Origin of the sequence: Pseudoalteromonas luteoviolacea H33-S (assembly GCF_001625695.1) — a bacterium.
Lineage (GTDB): Bacteria > Pseudomonadota > Gammaproteobacteria > Enterobacterales > Alteromonadaceae > Pseudoalteromonas > Pseudoalteromonas luteoviolacea_B.
This window is the reverse complement of the sequence record NZ_AUXY01000064.1, coordinates 24695-44274: the sequence shown is the minus strand read 5'-3', so window position 1 is coordinate 44274 and position 19580 is coordinate 24695. Positions and strand designations below refer to the sequence as shown.

Here is a 19580-nt window from a genome sequence, read left to right as displayed (position 1 = left end):
AGTCATGCTAGCCTCTGCTATATAGTTATTTGACAAACTAATTATGGCTCTGGCTTTAAGCTAACCCACGAAAATGCGGAGACTAGCACCGTGTGGGAGTCATTATGTCTAGGTATTTCTGAATTTTTGTTTATGAGAAAAAATATTATGCACTTTATGGTAAACTCATCAGTTAATAGTCCTCGTAGTTTAGAAGATTCAATTAGAAATCTCAGTAACCTCTCTGCTGGTTTCGTAAAAAGCTGGAACCAACAAAATCGTGATGACGCCCAAGCTACTAGTGAAAGCGCGTTTAAAGCGTTAGATCATATACAAAATGAAATTTTACGGCGTCGCGATGATATGAAATCAGCGAATACATGGGATTCTAGTAACCTGCAAAATGCGTTAAAGTTGCCTGTTGGTAAAATACTTAAACCTGCTTCAGAACAACACGCCACCGAGTTTAGTTCAATGGAGGAAGGCAACGCTTTTTTTCCAGAAAATAATAACCTTACGGATTTAACTTTAGAAGTTGCATTGAATAAATTAAAACACCGAGCAAGTAACCAAATTAATTTTTCACTAACTGAAAACAAGCATTATTTATACATTTTTACTCATTCTGGTATGGGACAACCCAATACTATATCGTCTTTCGATCTAGATGTTTTTTGTGATAAATGTAAACAGGTATTGGTGGCACTCAATACCTAACAAACAAATCAACGAAAGGACTTAAAAAGCTTGGCTCTGCTCGTACCTCGCTTTTTAGCCAAACTTTTTAAGCCCGTTATTTGGGGGTTATGTGCTTAAAGGAAAATATGAAACATTCAGAAAATAGTCAAATTCAAGATTTTATGCCTTTAGTAGCAAATGTGTTACAAAAAGGACTACAAGCACTATCTGATGGTCAAAGTACATATTCTGCTGATCCTATTGAACAGTACGCATATAGTGTATTTAGTCGTGTTTCTGAGATTGATAATGCGTTCAAGGGTATAGAAATCACGATTGAGTATTTGAAAAAAGGTTGTTATTCGGAAAGTGATTTCAGCTTTGCTGAACATCATGCATTTCACGTTGAAAACTACCTATTGAGATTAACTAGTGTCGTCGATCGAGCGTACTTATTAGCGGGCTCATCACTTTTTATGTCGGATGAAAAAATTGAAGCGTGGGATGGGAAGAAACTAATTACCAGTAAGCTAAAGCTAGAATCAGCAGACTCTCTCAAAGTGCTCAATAAAATGAATAGACAAATTGATGCTCTCAAGAAAACTAGAAATAAAGTAGCTCACCAAGCTGGTTACTCCAATAAAAACCTATGTGCTGTAGAGTTTATTGAAAATTCTGAGTCTCCAGAAATTTACGAGGAGTTAACTCGTCATCTATCTTTACAAGAGCTTAAAGAAATAATTATTAGTGACGTACTGCCAAATTTTGAGTCGGTAGCTAAATTATTACATGAGTTAGTCGAAGAGCTAATTGGATGCTTGTCATTTGTGTACCATGACTTGTTAGCACGCACATAACAAATAAGGATAGGTGTCGCGAAGCCGGCACCTTATCTGGGTGTTGAACAAGCCCTGCGACGCTGTGTGATACTTATATATAGTAAATAGCGATACAAAATGAGGGGGATATGGCGAGTAATTTAGTACTGCTTGTTTTTTACTGGACGCAGTGAGCCCTTAGCGACTTTCGCTAATTTAAATCTTTATTTTAATCAATTATCTAAGTTTTACTTTCCTCCTATTTATTCTCTGTATCCTTTTTATGTGTTATTCGTTTCGAGTCTAAATGCCTTTGGCGCAATTGCTTCAAGTGGTGCCTGTTTGTTGTTCTAAATTGAAGTTTATCGGTCGCGCCATAATCCCCATAAACTGCATGGGCTTTTTGCAGCAGGGGCAAATGAATTTGGCGGCTTTACGTGGCTTTGTGTTAATTGGCGGTAAGGTACCATCAATTAAAGCGAGTATGCTTTGTATTCGTTGCCTGAGTTTATTGTTATTGGGGTGCAATAAGCCATAGTCACGTACTTGTCGAAATCCCTTTGGTAACACATGTTGTAATATCAGCCATAAAAACTGAGTTGCGGGTAAGGTGCGCGTTTTACGGGTGTTGGTTTTGCTATCTTGATAGGCAAAGCACACGTTGCCATCGACGTGACTGAGTATGTCTTTATCAGGCAACACCCCTCGATATAAATAGCGAGATAAATACTTGAGGGCAGGTAAACCTTTACCGACATGTTTGCAAGCAACCACCCACTTGCTAGGTACATTGGATGGTAACGTAAGCGATGTGCGATGAGTCAGGTAATCTAATAGCCGAGCTCGCCACACCGTGGCAAGATTAAAGGCGTTAAACAAATACCGAGTGCGATTTTTACGCCACTGCATGGTGGTTTTATTAAATGCTCCCGCAGGGACAATAAAATGAATGTGCGGATGTAAGTCTCGTCGTCGATTGTGAGTATGCAGCACGCCGGTAAAACCAATCTCCCCTTGTAAATGTTTAGCCCGATAAGCAAATGACTTAAGTACATCAGCCGCCACAGCAAACATGGCACGGTAAAGCGTATCTGGGTGATGTTGTGCGATAACACGCAGCTCATAAGGGACAGTAAACGTCACCATATATTAATGCACGAACAGTAACTTAGCCTGTTGTTTAGCTAGCCAATCAGACGTGGTGTTGTGTAAACACTGCGGGCAATTTCTGTGACCACAAGATAGTGGGCACGATAACTGATTCACACATTCACGGCACTGCCAGTGACTACGCTGGGTTGTGTCAGTTCGACAACGTAACATCGCAGAAATGGCTTGATACATGGCAGGGGTAAGCTGCGTAGAATATTGGTCAACAAACGCATCAAGGTGGGCGCGTAAAATATCAGTAAGCATCATGATTCGCACTCCCAAGATAAACATAATCCATTGGCCAATTGGTTGATGGCATCATGTGTATTGAGTCGAGCAATATGGGTCAAACGCGTATAACGGGCGGTGGTATTAAGGCTATTGTGACCAAGTAACGTCTGCACAGAGCGTAAATCTACGCCTTGCTCTAGTAAATGCGTAGCAAAACTATGATGCAAATTATGTGGGCTAATGGACTTGGCAATGTTGCAATCACACAACACGCGTTTAAGGGCTTTTTGCACACCACCTTTATCCATCACAGAGTCGGGTTTAGCATCTTTGCCGGGAAATAACAAAGTAGGATGACGATGCGTCTGCCAATAAAAGCGCAGCGCAGTTAAGGTGCGAGTAGGCAGAGGCACAAACCGGTCTTTACCGCCTTTAGCATTACGAATATGAACTTGCATACGCGCCGAGTCTATATCGCAGACTTGCAAAGAGATGCCTTCACCTAACCTTAATCCCATACTATAAAGCGTCAGGAAAAAGACCTGATAACGCAGCTGTCGAGTATGGTTAATAACAGAGGCGACTTCAGGTACAGTGAGAATATCAGGGAGTGTTTTAGATTGCGGGGGCTTTACAATATTAAGCCATTGCCACTCTTTATTGAGTACATGGCGATAAAAGAACTGTAAGTCATTGCGGTCAAGCTTAACGGTACTCCAAGAGTGGGAGGCGATGAGTTGATCAAGATAAGCCTTGAGGTCTTGAGTGGTTAAATTATCAGGGCAGCAGTCAAAATAAGCAGCAACACGGCGCACGGCACGGCTGTAGGCATCGATGGTGGCTGGGCGCTTGCCTTGTAGTGTTAAATTGGTAAGATGTTGTTGATAAGGGTAATTAAAACGAAGTTGTTCAGACGGGTTCATGATATGACTCCTAAAGGCCACCGACATAGATGGCATCTAGTAAGTATTTAATATCAACCCGTAAATGTAGGTTTAATCTGCCGCGCAGCGGCTTCGTTCAACAAGACGCTCAAAAGTGACCCGTAACGCGTGGCATTTTTGCTTCGCAAAAGTGTATGCCATGGTTTCGGGCACGTCAGCTTGGCGTTAGGCATCAAGGGCGAGAAATGAAATTTAGTCTCAATTTCTTAGATCCAGAAGCTCAGGAATTTTGCGAAAAAATTGTAAATGAGATGGTCTCTTTATTTGGTATCACTGAAGCAGAGGCTATAGCTAGGGTAAATTGTCAGTGGGCGCACTTAGAAAGTATTGGTGGTCACGAAGAATTGATTTACCACGAGGATGAAGTGTTCTGGGCGAAAGATATATATTTTGGCCCAGAAGCATACTGGTGGCTTGAGGATGAAGCTCACTCTAAAGGAAACTAAGTTTTTGCTTATAGCTGCCTGTCAGATGAAGTCTAACTCTATTCACTTAAGCAGTAAGTCAGATATCAGCTAGTACACATTAACCTTTCGCACGATATTCAAGAATGTCAGCGCTTCGCGCTGTGCCATTAATCTTTCGCACAATAGCGATTTGCACCAAGGCCATACTACTTCAATCGTGCAAGGTGATGTATTGCGATTGCATCCATAGGTTTTAGTTGTATTAAAGCTGTGCCGTCTTGCTTTACAGTGATAGATCTCCCTATACACGGCCCTTGATTAGTATCTATGCTCAACTCATCACAATATGTGCCGGGTAGTAAACCGGTTTGAAGCGTGGCGTGCATTGTTTTATCTTCGCGATTAATCGCGACAAAGCCCAGATCTCCGCGTGAAAATGCAATTTGGTTATTACCATTGTCCCACCAATTTGAGATGGTTGGATTGTCGGCCGTGTAACTTCTAAAACGCATTGCGCCGGCGATCATAGGTTTTCTATGTTCACATTGCCACAAGGTGCCTTGGCAGTTAAGTTTACCAGATTGATGGACAGGGACTTTTGGCCCGCCAGCATCGGTATCGCCGTTAAATTCGTAACTGGACATCACTTTTGGATAACCATACGGATAGGCCAGCATAAATACGTTAGCAAGGTCATACAGCGTTTTATCTTTGAACGTGACGATGTCTCCAGCACCACCGTGACCGCGCTGGTTGTCGTGGTTGTCTGTGAATATGATGGCTTTTTCACTGGGCATTAAACCCCAGTCTTTAACAAAGCTCTTCAGTGAGGCAAGTTTTCCTTGTTTAAAAACATGGCTCAGTTGGACGCTGTATTTAAATTCTGTGACCATGCCGTTGCTTAGATACGGCACTGATGTGATTGCTTCACCACCTTGATCTATGACTTCTTGAAAAATAAGCGGTGAGTCATTGAGTTGTTTTAAAATTGCAGCGATATCGTCAGTGGGCATGTGTTTACTAGCATCAAGTCTGAATCCTGCCACGCCTAAGCCTGTGAGTTCATTTAAATAGCCGGCGATTTTTGCCTGAACACTGACAGAGTCAGTATCTAAATCATGCAGGCCAACCAGTTCACAGTTTTGCACGCGCCATGCATTATTTACGTAGTCGGTGTCTTTGATAGCACAGGGTTTGTGGAAATCTTTAGGAGAGTAAATGGGGTAGTGTTTATTGCCATAAGACTTGCCAGTAATACTTTTACCGCTACCGTGGGCCATGTGATTAATAACTGCATCGACATAGATGTCCACGCCTTGTGCTTTGCATCGATTTATCATATCGACAAATTGCGTTTTGTTACCACTTCGACTGTTCAGCTCATAAGTGACGGGCTGATATCTTGTCCACCACTGATCGCCTGCGATATGTTCATTAGGCGGTGATACTTGAACCGCTTTGTAACCTTGTGGTCCTAAAAATGTCTCGCATTCAGTGGCAATATCGGCCCAAGACCACTCAAACAAATGTACAAATGTCGTAGGGATATGCGCTGATGCATTCACATTGGTAGATGCAATGAAGGCAAGTCCAGCTAGGGTAGGGAGTCGGTTATTTTTCATTCTTATATTTCTCATTTCTTTGAGAAAGACAATATATCGGTCTTATGGTAATAATCGTATTGAATACGTATGCAAAATGGCAACCAAAAACGGTTGCCATACACAAATTTTGAGGTGTTATCTTAACACTAGAGAGCCTGTATGAGGTGGGTGTTTTTACCAAACTCAAATACGTTTAGTTTGCCACACTGCGCGAAGTGGTTATTGCTAGCATAAGGTCGGTTTGCTTGGATAATATCACTTTCCCATCCTTGACCATTTTTGACAAATGCTTTTAGCTCGAACCAGCCTTGGTAAGTTTGACTGCAATCCATTTCTACATCCAGTTTCCAGTAGTGCGGGCCCCATTGGTTTAGACCTGACTCACCAAATCCATGAAGATCGTAGCTTTTCTTTTCTCCCCAATTTGCAGGCCAAACATTGGTTGTCCAATCTAAAGCAGTCCCTTGGGCTTGATTTGATTGACTAGGTTCAGATGCCTGCCAGTCAAGGTAGGTATCTCCTGATTTCCATGGTGCAGTGGTTTGATTTCTGAGGTTTAGGTGTCTAATTGGAATTTGGCAAAGTACAGGATTTTGGTCACATTGCAATCCACGCTGTGACGCTGCGTTGTGGTCCAAACCGCCGCGTACAAACATATCTTGGCCGCTTTGTGTTTGTGCTTTTATAAATACAACGGTTCTTTGCCAATCTCCGTCGCCGTCATTAGGGGTATCTGTGGTAATACTTTGGTGATGGATCGCGATTGCATCCATAGAGGACAGTGATATTTGAGCAGTCCCATCGCCATCAACCGTAATTGCTCTGCCATTGCAATATCCCGCACTTTTACCGCCAGAAAGCTCGTCACAATATGTGCCCGCAGGAAGACCGGTTGCCAACCTCACATTCATATTGTTTGATTCTCTATTGATGGCCACAAACCCTAAATTACCGCGCGAAAAAGCAATTTGATTATTACCATTGTCCCACCAGTTTTGTACTGACCAGTCATCATTGGTGTGATTTCTAAAGCGCATTGCACCTGCAATAAAGGGCTTTCTGTGCTCACATTGCCATTGCTGTGCGTTACAATTTAAATTATTACCTTGATGAACGGGGACAGTCGGGCCGCCGGCATCGGTATCACCATTAAACTCATAGCTAGACATTACTTTTGGATAGCCATAGGGGTAGGCAAGCATGAACACATTGGCCAGTTCATATAGTTTGCCGTCGTGAAAGGTGACTATAGAGCCAGCACCGCCATGCCCACGTTGATTGTCATGGTTATCAGAAAATACAACGGCTTTATAGCTTGGCATAAAGCCCCATTGCTCACCAAAAGTTTTAAGCCAAGCAAGCTGACCTGTTTTAAAAGTTTCGCTGAGTTTAATGCTGTATTTGAACTCAGTGACTAAGCCATTTTGAAAGTATTCAGACGCTTGAACAGCTTCACCACCTTGATCTATGACCTCTTGGAACACCACAGATTGCTTATTGAGTTTACCTAGAATATCGCCGATGTCGTTTGCAGGCATATGCTTGCTTGCATCTAAGCGAAAGCCCGCAACGCCAATATCGAGCAAGTCATTTAAGTAATTTGCAAGCTGCGACTGCACATAAGGTGCATCGGTGTCCAAGTCGTGCAATCCTACTAATTCACAATGCTGCACGCGCCATGGGTTATTGCCGTAATCTTCAGGGTTAATGGCACAGGTTTGATGGAAGTCATTTGGGCTGTAGATGGGGTATTGTTTGTTACCAAACTGACTGCCTGCGACCCCTGTACCGCTGCCGTGTGCCATATGATTTATCACTGCATCAACATAAATATCAACCCCTGCAGCTTTACATCGAGATACCATGTCGATGAACGCAGCTCTATCTCCGCCGCGACTGATAAGTTGATAGCTAACAGGTTGATATCTTGTCCACCATTGACTCCCGGTGATATGTTCACTTGGCGGTGAAACCTGAACTGCCGCATAGCCTTGTGGCCCTAAAAAGGTTTCACATTCTTTGGCGACATCAGGCCAAGACCATTCAAACAGGTGAACAAATGTTGTGGGTGCACCGGTGTTACTAGGCGTAGCATAGGTGCTGTTTGATGCAAGTACCGAAATACTTGCGACGATTGGTAGTATTATATTTTTCATTATTGTGCCTCTCATTTACATGAGTTTTACAATATAAGGCGCTTTGAGGAACATTCCATTGAATACGTATGCAAAATGGGATCAAGCTTGCATGTTGTTGTTTTTTAATGCTATGAATTAGGTGGTTTAAGTTGTTTATTATCTATTTAAAGAATAAATATTTCTTTAGGGTTAAATAACTACTCTACTATAATGAACTCGGTGTACATTTTATGGGTATATAGAAGTCAGTGCAGTATTTAAATGTGGAGTATGGATGCAAAAGGTCTTTGTGAGCGCCTGTTTAATGGGTAATAAAGTAAGGTATAACGGAAGTAGTTTATCGCTGGATAAGTCAGATAAGCGTTGGTTAGATCTAAACGTTAAGCTTGTTGGCTTCTGTCCAGAAGTCTCGGCCGGTTTACCAATACCTAGAGCGCCAGCGGAAATTATTGGAGGCGAAGGGCGTGATGTCATACACCAACAAGCGTGTGTTGTCGGAGATGATGGAGTCGATGTGACTGATGCCTTTTTAAATGGTGCCCATCAAGCGCTGCAAATTTGTTTGCAACAAAAAATAAAATTCGCGGTTTTGGCAGAGGGTAGCCCATCTTGCGGAAGCGAAAAAATATATGATGGCACTTTTTCTGGTAAGAAAGTAAACGGTGCTGGCGTCACTGCACAACTGCTCAGATCTAAAGGCATCAAAGTCTATAGCCAACACTCTGTTATGCAGTTAATTGAGCAGCTAGAACGTAATAGCGAAACGGACATATCTAAAACAATTAGTTAGTATATTCTCGCATTAACTTGCAAACTACTTGAGTTAATTGGCTATCATTTTGCATTAATTGCTTAAGCTTGTCGCAAGGTAGCCACATAATATCACAAGGGGTGTCACTGGTGATGTCGGTTGCGCATGTACTGCTTAACAATGCGGTTAGGGCAATTGATTCGCCGGGCCCTTTATTTGTACAAGTGTGCTTTACGTCATTACCTGATGATACGTTCCACTGTTCTTTAACGCTTCCTCTCACAATAACGCCAACTTTAGACAGCGGCTGGTTTTCGTTGCAAATGACTTGCTGCGCTTCATAAACCTGATGCTCTACAAAAGCGGACAATTTCTCACGTGTGGCGAGCGGTAAGTTCTTAGCCCAAGGAATATCATTAGTAAATTGTTGTTGCTTGGTCGTTTTGAAGATTGACTCATTTTGGAGGTTGGCCATTTTGTCTTCAACGCATGCCAATAACCTTTGAGCTTCGGGCTTATCTAACACAGCTTGCTTGAGCTGTGCGTTGATGACAGCGCGCTCACGATTGAGCAACAACCTAGTCGCAGCTTGTGTCTGCAGGGATTGAATAATTTCTGGAAAGCTATCATGTAATTCGTTCATACGTTCAAGTGTACGTGTTTTGTTATCTTTGACATCTTTTAACACTAAATCGGCAGCAGACTGGCTGGGCGCTAAGGTTTGCACATGACTTTGCAGGGCCTCTTGTGCGTGCATAAACCCCCGAGCAATATCGTAACCCAAGGCAAGTTTCTTAAAATAAAAGGTCAATAAAAGCTTGTTTAACCATGAATATTGCCTCAGTGGTTGCAACCATTTTGGGGTTTGCCATACCGTATAAATGGAGGTTCTTGGGCTAATTTGGGGTTCTCCGTCTAGGGCAGATTCAACCGCTTCTACTAATTTGCTAGTAGCTTGTTTGCTCAACATCCCTTGTTCAAATTGCGTCCAATAATGTTTGCGTTCAGTCTCGAGCAGTCGTCTTTTGTATGCGGTGTTGAGTTCTTCTGTGGTTATTTTATTATTTGATTCAGTTTCATTGAGTGCTTGTAGTTGCGATTTTTGCTTTACGGTTTCCCAGTCTGCGCCTTGCAAAAATGGGTTGGTCATCATCACAGGCAGCATCTCGTGTAGCTCATTACTGATTGTGCCTTGGGCTTTGTCTACAGTTGCTTGTTTTGCTGGCGGTAATGAGTTTAAGCCGAGTATTTTAAGTAACCAGCCCATTGTGGAGCCGTTGACTAATATGGTTAAGACTACGATGCCTGCACATAAAAACAGCACCCGATCACCAATTTCTTTTGGTATGACATCACTGGCGACTACGGCCAGCGCCAAGGCTAATGACACCGCACCGCGCAGTCCACCCCAGCACAGCACCGCTGCTTTTGGAAAATTAATACCAATACCTAACCTAGTCAGGGCAGGCATACAAACGGTGATAGAGATTGCTCGAATGATTAAAATACCAGCGTAAAGCAATGCCAGCATTTTCCATGCTTGCATATCATTTAGTGGTACACGGATAGCGACCAATATGCCAACCAGTAAAAAGATAAGTGTGTTGGCCATGTGGGCCATCATTTCCCAAAAATGATGTAAAAATCCAGCGACTTCGGGGCTGATCCGAGTTCGGCCGATACTTGCAAACATTATGGCTAACGTGACAACCGCAACAACTCCTGATACGTGGAAGTTTTCTGCAATAAAAAAAACGGAATAGGCCGCCGCAATAGTTAAAGAGATCTCGATCATTGGGTCGTTAAATACATGCTCTATCCACATAATACATAGACCACCCACGGCTAAGCCTATTGCCAGACCTACTAATACGACTTGTAAAAACTCGGCTGTGACATGCAAAGGCGATGAAAGTCCAGCGTTGATATCACCGCTGTAAGTTGCGGTAACCCATGCAAAAAAGAGTGAAAAGAACACAATTGCGGTACCGTCGTTGAGTAGCGACTCGCCTTCAATGAGGGTTTCAAGGCGCTTTCGAGAACTGACTTCTTTTAACAGCGCGACGACAGCCACCGGATCTGTGGCACTGATCAAAGCACCAAACATCAGGCAAATGGCCCAGCTCCAGCCCCAGCCGTCGGGTACAATGGCAAAGATGAGCTCGGCTGTTAACCAAATCGCGAGCATTAAACCTGGGACGGCTAAAATAGCGATTTGTGTAAACATGCGGCGGAATAAATGCACCTCCATGGCAAATGCGCTTTCAAAAATGAGCGTTGGCAAAAACAGATATAAAAATAGGTGAGAGTCTATTTCGGCAACCAAAGATAAACTCTGGCCAAATTCTGGGGCGTATGCATTAAACAAGTCTGCTCTTTGTAGCAACCCGATTGCAATGCCTAGCAATAAGAGCGCAACAGTGTAGGGGACTTGTGTGCCTTTTAAAATATGACGTACAAATGCGCCAATAAACAGTGCGAAAATCACAAATAGTAGGATCAAGAGCCCTGTGCTAAACGCCATAGTACTGTGCCTATCAAATTGGGTGTTCTAAGTTTAGAAAAGGAATGGCATGTTCGCTAAGATCAGGCGTTATCAATCGTGTTTAAAGTGCAAAAATGTTTATACAATAGAAACAGATAGAATGTGATGTAATAAGATGAAGATGGTTAAAGGTAGTTGTAATTGTAATGCGGTGCAGTTTGAAATTAGTTTGCCAATAACAGACATCTATGTTTGTCATTGCTCAATATGTCGAAAAGCAAGTGGCGGAAATGGTGTGTCAGTTGCGGTGGTTAATAACCAACACTTTGCTTGGCTGACAGGTACCGACAAAATCAAAACTTGGCACAAACCCAACCACGATTGGGTTTGTAGTTTTTGTACGCAGTGCGGATCAAACCTCCCGGGTAAAAACGATGATCAGAGAATGTACGTGCCGGTAGGATTAATCGCTAATGACGATTTAGCGGGTGCTAAGGTGGTTCAGCACATGTGGGTGAGTTCAAAAGCCTGCTGGGAGGAAATTGGTGATGAAGGTCAGCAGCACGATGGGTTTATTGGTTAATATCTTTGTAAAAGAGGTGCAAGGGGCACCTCAATGTATAGCTGGTTAAACTAGATGTGTAGTGCCCAATTAGTCTTGGTCCGAGTCACCACCTTCTGTTTTAGGGCAAACGCTTGGGTAGCATTTAAAGACTTCTCTTAATCCTCTAAATACACCGACATGTAATACTGAACGATGGTTTTCGTCATGGGTAATGTCGTATCGAATGGTGATCGCATCTGTATCAAGAAGGCTGTTTGCGGCGTCATCGATTGCTGTAATGTGCTGCAAGTAAAGCGCTTGGTGCTCGGGAGGAATGTTTTCTTCATGTGCAGCCACGATATAGACAGAGAAGGCTTTTTCATCAAATGTGTCTTCTGCAGCTTCAACCCACTTTGCAACAATGCCATCGTCCCACCACAGTGAAGGGTCAATGGCGACATAGCCTTTAAATAAAGGCTGCATATGCTCTGATAATAAGCTAGTGATTGTGAATAGCCCACCAAGTGAATGACCAGACAGCACTCTAAAGTCACCTGTACGGTATGTGTTATCAATAAACGGGATAACCTCATCTTTGATAAAGGCTTTTAGTTGGTGGCTTTGTCCGGTTGCGACTGGAATTGGACTATTTTTAGGTTCTGTTGGGGTTAAATCGCGCACTCTGTGATGACGAGTATTGATAGCGACCAAAATTGCTTCTGGCAACATGTTTGAGCGCTGTAAGAACCACATATTGTGACCCGTTAAATATTGCAAGTTCTCGCCGTCAGTGGTGTAAATAACGGGGTATTGCTTGTCGCTATTTTCTGGTGCGTTGTAGCCTTCAGGCAAAATTACCCACACAGTACGCTCTTCACCGAGTGTTGAAGACGAAATAGTATGTTCAGTGGGTAGATGTTCATATTTATAGTCAAGGTAAGAGGCATTGGCCAAAAAGCTACAGGCACACATCAATAGGAAAGCGAACTGCTTCATAAGATTACTCCTTTTTTTAAGTTATTTTAAGGACGTAATAATGATGTCGTTCTTTAGCAGTGACTTGAGAGAAAAAGTGAATTTATGATATTTGATAAATTTATTTATAATGCTTTAACAGGTTTGAAAATTTGCTTTTATTATTTGAATACAGTTTCTTACCCTTCAATTTTAAGGTGCAGGAAAATAAAGTTATTGCACCTTACATTCATTTTACGGCCCACAAACAACGTCATGCAGCCGCGATAATAACTGTATGAGTAGTGTATTTTATTGCATGAATTAGTTCATAAGGTAGTAACGATACTTCTTGTTAAGTAAAGATGGCTTCCGTAAAAATCAAGATTGTAACTTTTAAAAGTATCAAGTGGTTATGTTCAATCTTTTGGAGGAGCTGAAAAGTACCTTTATATCCTGAATATGATTTATCCTGAAAAACAATATATAAACAGTGCGGGGTTAGTATTCATGCAATTTAATATATTAATGTAAATCAATGTCTTGTCTTGTTGTTTGTTAAGTCCCAAAAACCCTATTTTTATCTTTTAATTTCATTAATGCGTAGAGTTGTACCTAATACGATACTATAATGCTATTTAACGAAATATAGCTGTTGTTTTCAACGCTAAAATCCTCCAAATCAATAACGTACTTAAGCGTTATTCTCTCTTATGAATAGGAAATAACATGAACAATAATGCTGCCATAGCAACCTGTCTTGGAAGCTCGCTGTTATTGCTTTCAAGCCATGTAAATGCGTTTTCGCAGTTAGATGAATTAATGGTAGAAGGCGACCTGGCCGTATTTAAAACCCATACTGCTAAATCACATGCTGAACCTAATTGCGTAAATGAGGATAAAAAGGGCTATTGGGCGGTCGATTTAAATTCCCATAGTGGTCGAGCTGCGTACTCAAGCTTAGTGACTGCCATGAGTACCAAAGCACATGTAGAGGTGATCCCTCAAAATGCATGCTTGGGCACATCTGGGTATGAAGAGGTCAAATCCGTTAAAATTAAAACCAACAATGCGTCAAGTGGTGGTAAATCAGTTCGTTTTGTGGGGTTTGCCAAACGCTCTACAGGTAAGCATCCATTTGAGTTAGATAAAATTTGTAAAACAACACCTCATACAATGGGTTCAAGATCGTTGCGATGGGAAGATTACCTTGAATTGAAGGATGAAATTGATGCTGCCTTGGAAAACGTCTCCTCTAACTATATCCAACAAACAGCGTGGGTTTCACAAGCAGTGCAAAGTGCCTCCAGCCAATACGACCCGCAAACCAAGTTTTATCGCCATGATGTCATGTTAAAAGATGGCTCATTTGTATATCCCAATGTATTTTCTCAACCTTCACGATATCCATTAAACTACTATCTGGGCTGTAGTGCATCTGATGGTTATGGCACTGTGATTTATGATGGGGGTGAGGATCTTTCTATGAAAAAATGCTCTGCTGCAGAGAACCTTTTCCAAGTCGTTTGTGTAATCTAGGACCAAAAATGCTTAAAACACCATTAAAAACACTTTCTGTGTTGACAGTTATTACGTCTATTTCATCCTTTGCTGCAAGCGCCTCCCCTTTAGAGGAACTGATGGTGCAAGGGGACATTGCCGTGTTTACAACCGTGGCTGCCAAAACACATACTTCTCCTGAATGTGTTGCTGCGGATAAAAAAGCGCAGTGGGCTGTCGATTTAAAAACGCACTCTGGGCGCGCCATGTATTCAAGTTTAGTCACAGCATTAAGTACAGGCGCAGATATTGAAGTCAGTTCAAATAATGCTTGTTTAGCGGGTTCTGGCTATGAACAGGTCGCTGCCCTCAATGTTAAAGCCAACAAAATGGGCGCCAGCAACGGTCAATCAGTACGTTTTGTGGGTTTTGCTAAAGTAACGCAAGGCGTCTCGCCGCATATTCTAGATATGTTTTGTGAAACAACACCAGCAACCAAGGGGTCCCGCGCACTGCGCTGGGAAGATTATAAAGTACTGAAAAAAGAGATTGATGCGCTCCTAAACAAAGGCCATTCTTTTGCATATAGAAATACATGGGTAATAGGGGCTATTCAAAGTGTCAGTAGTACTTATAACTCTCGGAGTCAGCTTTATGATCACAGTGTGTTGATGAAAGATGACAACATGGCCTCGATCCGACCAACAAGTACAACCTTACAAGGTGATACAGGTTGCCACAACGGCGGCTCTGGTGGCTACGGTGGTGTTGTTTGGGACAAGGGCCAAAAATTGAGCCTTGAACCATGTAATGGTCGTAGTATTGCTGTCTCATGTGTTATTTAGGCATTAGTCAATGCAATCGAACTACACCCATAGTTATTCAACAACTAAGACCAATCGTAATTGTACGACTCTATTTGCTACGGGCTTTATAACACTCCGAGAATTTAAAAATATAGTACACAGAGGCTGTATATTTTAAAACCAGCTTTTGGCTTAAAAATAAATATATAACAAGGTTATACGGAAAATAATGAACAACAAAATACGCTTTTTGGCTTGCCTAAATGCCGCCGTTTTTTGCGGATTCGCCACTGCATCAACAACACTGTCAGAGTTGATGATTGATGGTAATTTAGCCGTGTTTAAAACACACGCTGCAAAGCCAGATAGCAGCTTAAGCTGCGTCAGTGCCGATAAAAAAAGCCACTGGGCAGTGGATTTGACCACCCACTCTGGCAGAGCAACCTACTCAAGTTTAGTAACCGCATTAAATACAGGTGCACAAATTGAGGTGACCTCAACCAAGGGGTGTATCGCTGGCTCAGGCTATGAACAAGCTAAATCTGTCTTAGTGAAAGCCGACGGCATGAGCAAAGGCAGTACTAAAACGGTGAGATTTGCAGGGCTACTCAAATATGGTGGGGAGGATCGATGTGAAACACATTATACGACACGAGGTTCTCGAGACATGACGTGGGAAGATTATGCATATGTTAAGGATGACATAATATCGAAATTAGCACACGGGTCGAAGGCTTACATCCCAAGCGGCATCCAAAGTATCGATAGTTTTTATGACCCAAATACCAAAAAAATAACAAGGTATGTATTGCTCAAAGATGGCAGTACCAGCAGTTATTATGATTATCGAAATCGATACTGCGTATATTTATCTTCTAGTAGGATGCTTCATATGACTTTGTGCACCGAAGTCACCTCTAAGGTGTGTGTGTATTGAGCGCATTGTAACGCAGATTGTAATTCATTTTCGAATATCAAAAACACAAAGTTTAATCTTGGCGAATAGATAAAGAGGGTTTTAGTGATTGGTATTCCGCTTAAATCGAGATGGTCATTACAGAACCTGCGTATTTTGAACCTAAACCCCAACTTACAAATAAAACAAATATAAAAAGGAGCCATTTGCAATGATTGCGACTGGTAAATTGAACCTAATGGCGGTTGCCATATTAATCTGCACCTTGTTTGCACCACTGAGCTGGGCCACGAATGCAACACATTATTTTATTAAAGACATACAAGTAGAGCGTAGTTTTGTGATTGTCAGCTTTTATGGGTATAAATATGGTCGACCAGCATGTGGCGGGAATGAATCTGGAAACAAGTATGCGTTTAATACCAATACATTAGCAGGTCAAAATCTGTATTTGAGCGTACTCAATGCTGCGACCAATAAGTTACCTGTCGAATTTATTGGCACCATGGATTGTCGTGATTATCCCACCGTGGAATCAATGACGGGTATTAAGGTTAAACAAGGATAGGGTAAACATGCGAATGTTAAAATACGCGGCAAGTGTTATAGCACTGTGTTGCAATGTTGCGTTGGCATCGCCAGATATGGCAGCAGCAAACAGCTACTACATAGTTGCCGATCACGAAAACGATTATTCCTTGGCTATTGATGATGGCGGTCCGAGTTTCAATGGCGAGTTTTTTATGAGCTGGCCTGATTTTAAACAATCTCAAGCCCCGTATGAGCTAGAGCTTTGGGATAGTGCAACACGCAGCTGGAAAACTGTATATACAGGTAAAAACCTGCATTACATGAGCGATGAAAAGCGGGTAAGTGGAGTGTATAGTTTTCGTTTGAAGTGCCAAGGTTACGCTGGGTGTCCAAGCTCTGGCTATATTTACAAAAAAACGGATGTGGTGCTCGAACCAAGTTTTGTGAACTTAGCGTACAACGATAAAAAACAAAACGTAAATGTATACTGGGAAGAAAAAGCAACCGAAGGCTACATCATTGAGCAGTCAATAGACAATGGTAATACATGGGAGCATATGATCCCTGAAGGGAAGGAGGTCAGGCTTTATCATGGCAAAAACTTCACCGGCTTCATTAGTACCAGCCCTGATGTTGTGTTGCCAAAGACCACCATTAACTCTTTACGCATGGCCAATGCGCGTAGTATGGGGATGCAAGCCTTTGCCCGTATGGCGGTATCGCAGTCTACATCTGCTAAGTTTGATCCAGGTAACTTCAAGTACCGAATCAAAAACTGCAACATGTATCGCTGTGGTACTTATCAAGAATCAAATCGTTTTTATGAGCAACTGCTGAATCCATTAATTGAAGACCCAACGTTTGAGTCGGGTAAAGTGCAGTTTTATCCAAACAATGCCGATGAGTTGGTGGTCAGTGCATCTCGCCCAATTGATGCAAACAGAAGCTTACGCGCGTCACTGAGCAATTGGGGTTACATAGAGTGGGAGCATAAATACTCTACCTGGGATAAGTATAATCCAAGGTATGGTTTAAACGGGATGACAGCACGCGGCCTTATTCGCGTTGATCATCTTGACCCAGATTCGAGCCTCAGTATTTATCCTGTAGCTTACTATTATGCTGGTCGTAATCCCAATGGGTCAATTAATGCGCATCGATTAGAGGGGCAACAGATGATCATTTCTCGTGCGCCAAACTCCGTCGACGGACGTCGCTTAACAGTTAAAACTGTCAGAGATGAATGGGAAGTGGATGCATCTGAAATCATTGAGTTTGATCAGCAGCTTTATTTAAATTCGAGTAAGCATGTAATTAAAAATGTGAAGTTTTATGTCAGGTTACTGGGGTCAAACGCGCGTTTTCAATTAGATAATGCGCAACTTTATGAAAATGGTGGCCTTGGCCAGTATGATCCTTCTTTTTCAATTTACATTTCTAATTATATTGGTGAGCTCAAAACTGAATGGACGGATTTTGCAAAAACGGGTCTTAAAGATCAGCCTAACTTAATGCACCCAGTGACGGGTCAGTGCCCTGCGCCAAGTGCGGGTGAGTTCCACTACAAAGTAGAATACACACCGTATGGTAAAGAGCGGTGGCGAACATATTACTGTGGTGTAGGTTCTCGCTTTATGAGCCAAGGTGGCAGCAGTCATACCGCATTTGCGACTGGGCGTTATGAATTTAGGGTAAATTGTAAGGGCTTTGCAAATTGCGCAGATGATGGCTATGTGCGTGGCTATACCGTTATTTTACGCGGTGTTGAGTCCGTGTTAGCGCAGCCAAATCAGGCGCAAAAGCAGGTTTATCTGAGCTGGACAAAAACCTTAGGCGCTTATGGGTATATTGTTGAGCAAAGTGAAGACTCTGGTTCCACTTGGAGAAGGATTAACCCAAGAACAGTCGATGAGTCTATACATTGGCAAGGCAATCATTTATATACTAAAAACAAAGTGTTGATCCCAAGCTATGAACTCACCAATTCAACACGATTCACATATAGGGTGAAAGCATGTCGTTATACGCGTTGCCAAGATGGCTATGGTTATTCGAATGAAGTGATTCTTGTTGGCAGAGATGTATCTGGACATGATGGGATAGGCGCGATCACTAATTTTAAAGCGGATAAGAGCCGCATTTTACCTGGCGAAGCGATTAAATTGTCCTGGGAGAGACCAAAAGGTCCTCATGGCGCATTTTATAATGAACATTTACTCTATGCTATATTTGTCACAAAACCCGGTGAAGGTGAATTCCTAAAATGGAGTGGGCTGGAAGATCTGAGCGTTAAACGCGAAGGAGAAACGGGGATACAAAAGCTTGGCACACAAACCTTTAGGATCATTGCTTGTGATTCATTTAGTAATTGTAGTCCTTCTTCTACCACTAGTATTGAAGTTGTTGGACGTCCACCTATGCCTCTTGAATTCAGCAGCAATAAAACTGAGGTCTTTACTAACGATGTTGTGACGTTAAATTGGAAAATGAACCCAAGCTATGGACTACCTGTCAGCTACCATTTGGGTTTAAATGAGCCAAGCTGGCAACCTGGTTATTTTGAGCCTTTGCTATCACAAAGTACAGCAACATCCCATCAAATAACGTTTGATAAAACGGGTGTACACCGTTTGTCACTGCAAGCTTGTAACCAAGATGGTTGTAGTGAGACACGCACACTCTCAATCGTTGTATCATCAAGACCGCCAGCGCTTAGCATCGATTCACATGTCCTGAACTGGAATAGTATTTTGGGTGCCACACTCTATAAAGTGCAAAAAGCAACTTGCAGCGAAAACTGCTCAAGCGCAGAACAGTTTGCATGGACAGATGTGGGTAATGTTAAGGTGCCACAGTTCGTTATTCCTGAAGCTGATAAAGGTAAGTTTTACTATCGCGTCAGTGCGTGTTTTACCAGTCAGGTAGACTGCACAAAATGGAGTAATGTGGTTGAGGATAGAGTGAAAATCAAAAACGTGATTTTCATTCATACTGATTTACTAGGCAGCCCAGTAGCCGAATCGACTCTTGAAAAATAATACATCAAGAGCTTCAAACTGTTTTACTTTGACATTAAATAAAACAATTCAAGAAGCCTCAAAATGAGGCTTCTTTTTTATTAGCGCGGTCTAACGGTTTTATA

The 19580-nt window shown here is 42.2% G+C and carries 14 protein-coding genes and 2 pseudogenes; 10 read left to right on the top strand and 6 right to left on the bottom strand.

Annotated elements, in window-relative coordinates; all coding sequences use genetic code 11:
* Positions 1-90 precede the first annotated feature (90 nt).
* A complete protein-coding gene (locus tag N477_RS09240) occupies positions 91-696 on the top strand; it encodes a hypothetical protein (RefSeq protein WP_155731852.1) in 606 nt (201 codons plus the stop codon).
* Between the two features lie 107 nt (positions 697-803).
* Positions 804-1514 (top strand): Cthe_2314 family HEPN domain-containing protein, encoded by a 711-nt coding sequence (locus N477_RS09235; RefSeq protein WP_063363853.1) that lies wholly within the window; start codon positions 804-806, stop codon positions 1512-1514.
* Between the two features lie 288 nt (positions 1515-1802).
* On the opposite strand, the pseudogene N477_RS09230 reads toward N477_RS09235, so the two are convergent.
* Positions 1803-2894, bottom strand: a pseudogene (locus tag N477_RS09230) (IS91 family transposase).
* The gene (locus N477_RS09225) at positions 2891-3781 is read right to left on the bottom strand and encodes a tyrosine-type recombinase/integrase (protein WP_063363852.1); all 891 of its coding nucleotides are present in this window, start codon (positions 3779-3781) and stop codon (positions 2891-2893) included. The pseudogene N477_RS09230 and the gene N477_RS09225 overlap by 4 nt, the downstream one beginning before the upstream one ends.
* Positions 3782-3987: 206 nt before the next feature.
* On the opposite strand from N477_RS09225, the gene N477_RS09220 reads away from it, so the two are divergent.
* Complete coding sequence (locus N477_RS09220; protein ID WP_063363851.1) at positions 3988-4248, top strand: hypothetical protein; 261 nt, start codon at positions 3988-3990, stop codon at positions 4246-4248.
* 173 nt (positions 4249-4421) lie between these two features.
* Here N477_RS09220 and N477_RS09215 read toward each other — a convergent pair.
* Positions 4422-5831 (bottom strand): annotated as a pseudogene (locus tag N477_RS09215) (alpha-amylase); the annotation flags it as partial.
* 128 nt (positions 5832-5959) lie between these two features.
* Positions 5960-7969: an alpha-amylase gene (locus N477_RS09210; protein WP_063363849.1), complete on the bottom strand. Its 2010-nt coding sequence runs from the start codon at positions 7967-7969 to the stop codon at positions 5960-5962.
* A 256-nt stretch (positions 7970-8225) separates the two neighbouring features.
* Here N477_RS09210 and N477_RS09205 point away from each other — a divergent pair, with 256 nt between their 5' ends.
* Complete coding sequence (locus N477_RS09205) at positions 8226-8741, top strand: DUF523 domain-containing protein (protein WP_063363848.1); 516 nt, start codon at positions 8226-8228, stop codon at positions 8739-8741.
* Here the strand turns inward: N477_RS09205 and N477_RS09200 are convergent.
* Positions 8734-11226, bottom strand: coding sequence for a cation:proton antiporter (locus tag N477_RS09200; RefSeq protein ID WP_063363847.1), 2493 nt, complete (start codon positions 11224-11226; stop codon positions 8734-8736). The genes N477_RS09205 and N477_RS09200 overlap by 8 nt on opposite strands.
* Before the next feature lie 136 nt (positions 11227-11362).
* On the opposite strand from N477_RS09200, the gene N477_RS09195 reads away from it, so the two are divergent.
* On the top strand, positions 11363-11770 hold the full coding sequence (locus tag N477_RS09195; protein ID WP_231098163.1) for a GFA family protein: 408 nt from the start codon (positions 11363-11365) through the stop codon (positions 11768-11770).
* A 69-nt stretch (positions 11771-11839) separates the two neighbouring features.
* Here N477_RS09195 and N477_RS09190 read toward each other — a convergent pair whose 3' ends face one another.
* The gene (locus N477_RS09190) at positions 11840-12727 is read right to left on the bottom strand and encodes an alpha/beta hydrolase (RefSeq protein ID WP_063363845.1); all 888 of its coding nucleotides are present in this window, start codon (positions 12725-12727) and stop codon (positions 11840-11842) included.
* Positions 12728-13414: 687 nt separating this feature from the next.
* Here N477_RS09190 and N477_RS09185 point away from each other — a divergent pair.
* The 5 genes from N477_RS09185 (at position 13415) to N477_RS09165 (ending at position 19476) form a co-directional block, all read left to right on the top strand.
* Entirely contained in the window at positions 13415-14224 is an 810-nt protein-coding gene (locus tag N477_RS09185; protein ID WP_063363844.1) for a hypothetical protein, read from the top strand.
* An 8-nt stretch (positions 14225-14232) separates the two neighbouring features.
* The gene (locus tag N477_RS09180; RefSeq protein ID WP_063363843.1) at positions 14233-15030 is read left to right on the top strand and encodes a hypothetical protein; all 798 of its coding nucleotides are present in this window, start codon (positions 14233-14235) and stop codon (positions 15028-15030) included.
* Positions 15031-15220: 190 nt separating this feature from the next.
* The gene (locus N477_RS09175) at positions 15221-15928 is read left to right on the top strand and encodes a hypothetical protein (protein ID WP_063363842.1); all 708 of its coding nucleotides are present in this window, start codon (positions 15221-15223) and stop codon (positions 15926-15928) included.
* A gap of 190 nt (positions 15929-16118) precedes the next feature.
* Positions 16119-16475 carry a hypothetical protein gene (locus tag N477_RS09170; protein WP_063363841.1) on the top strand — a complete coding sequence of 119 codons (357 nt, stop codon included), beginning with the start codon at positions 16119-16121 and terminating at the stop codon, positions 16473-16475.
* 7 nt (positions 16476-16482) lie between these two features.
* Positions 16483-19476, top strand: a complete 2994-nt coding sequence (locus N477_RS09165) for a hypothetical protein (protein WP_063363840.1) — start codon at positions 16483-16485, stop codon at positions 19474-19476.
* Positions 19477-19580: the final 104 nt, after the last annotated feature.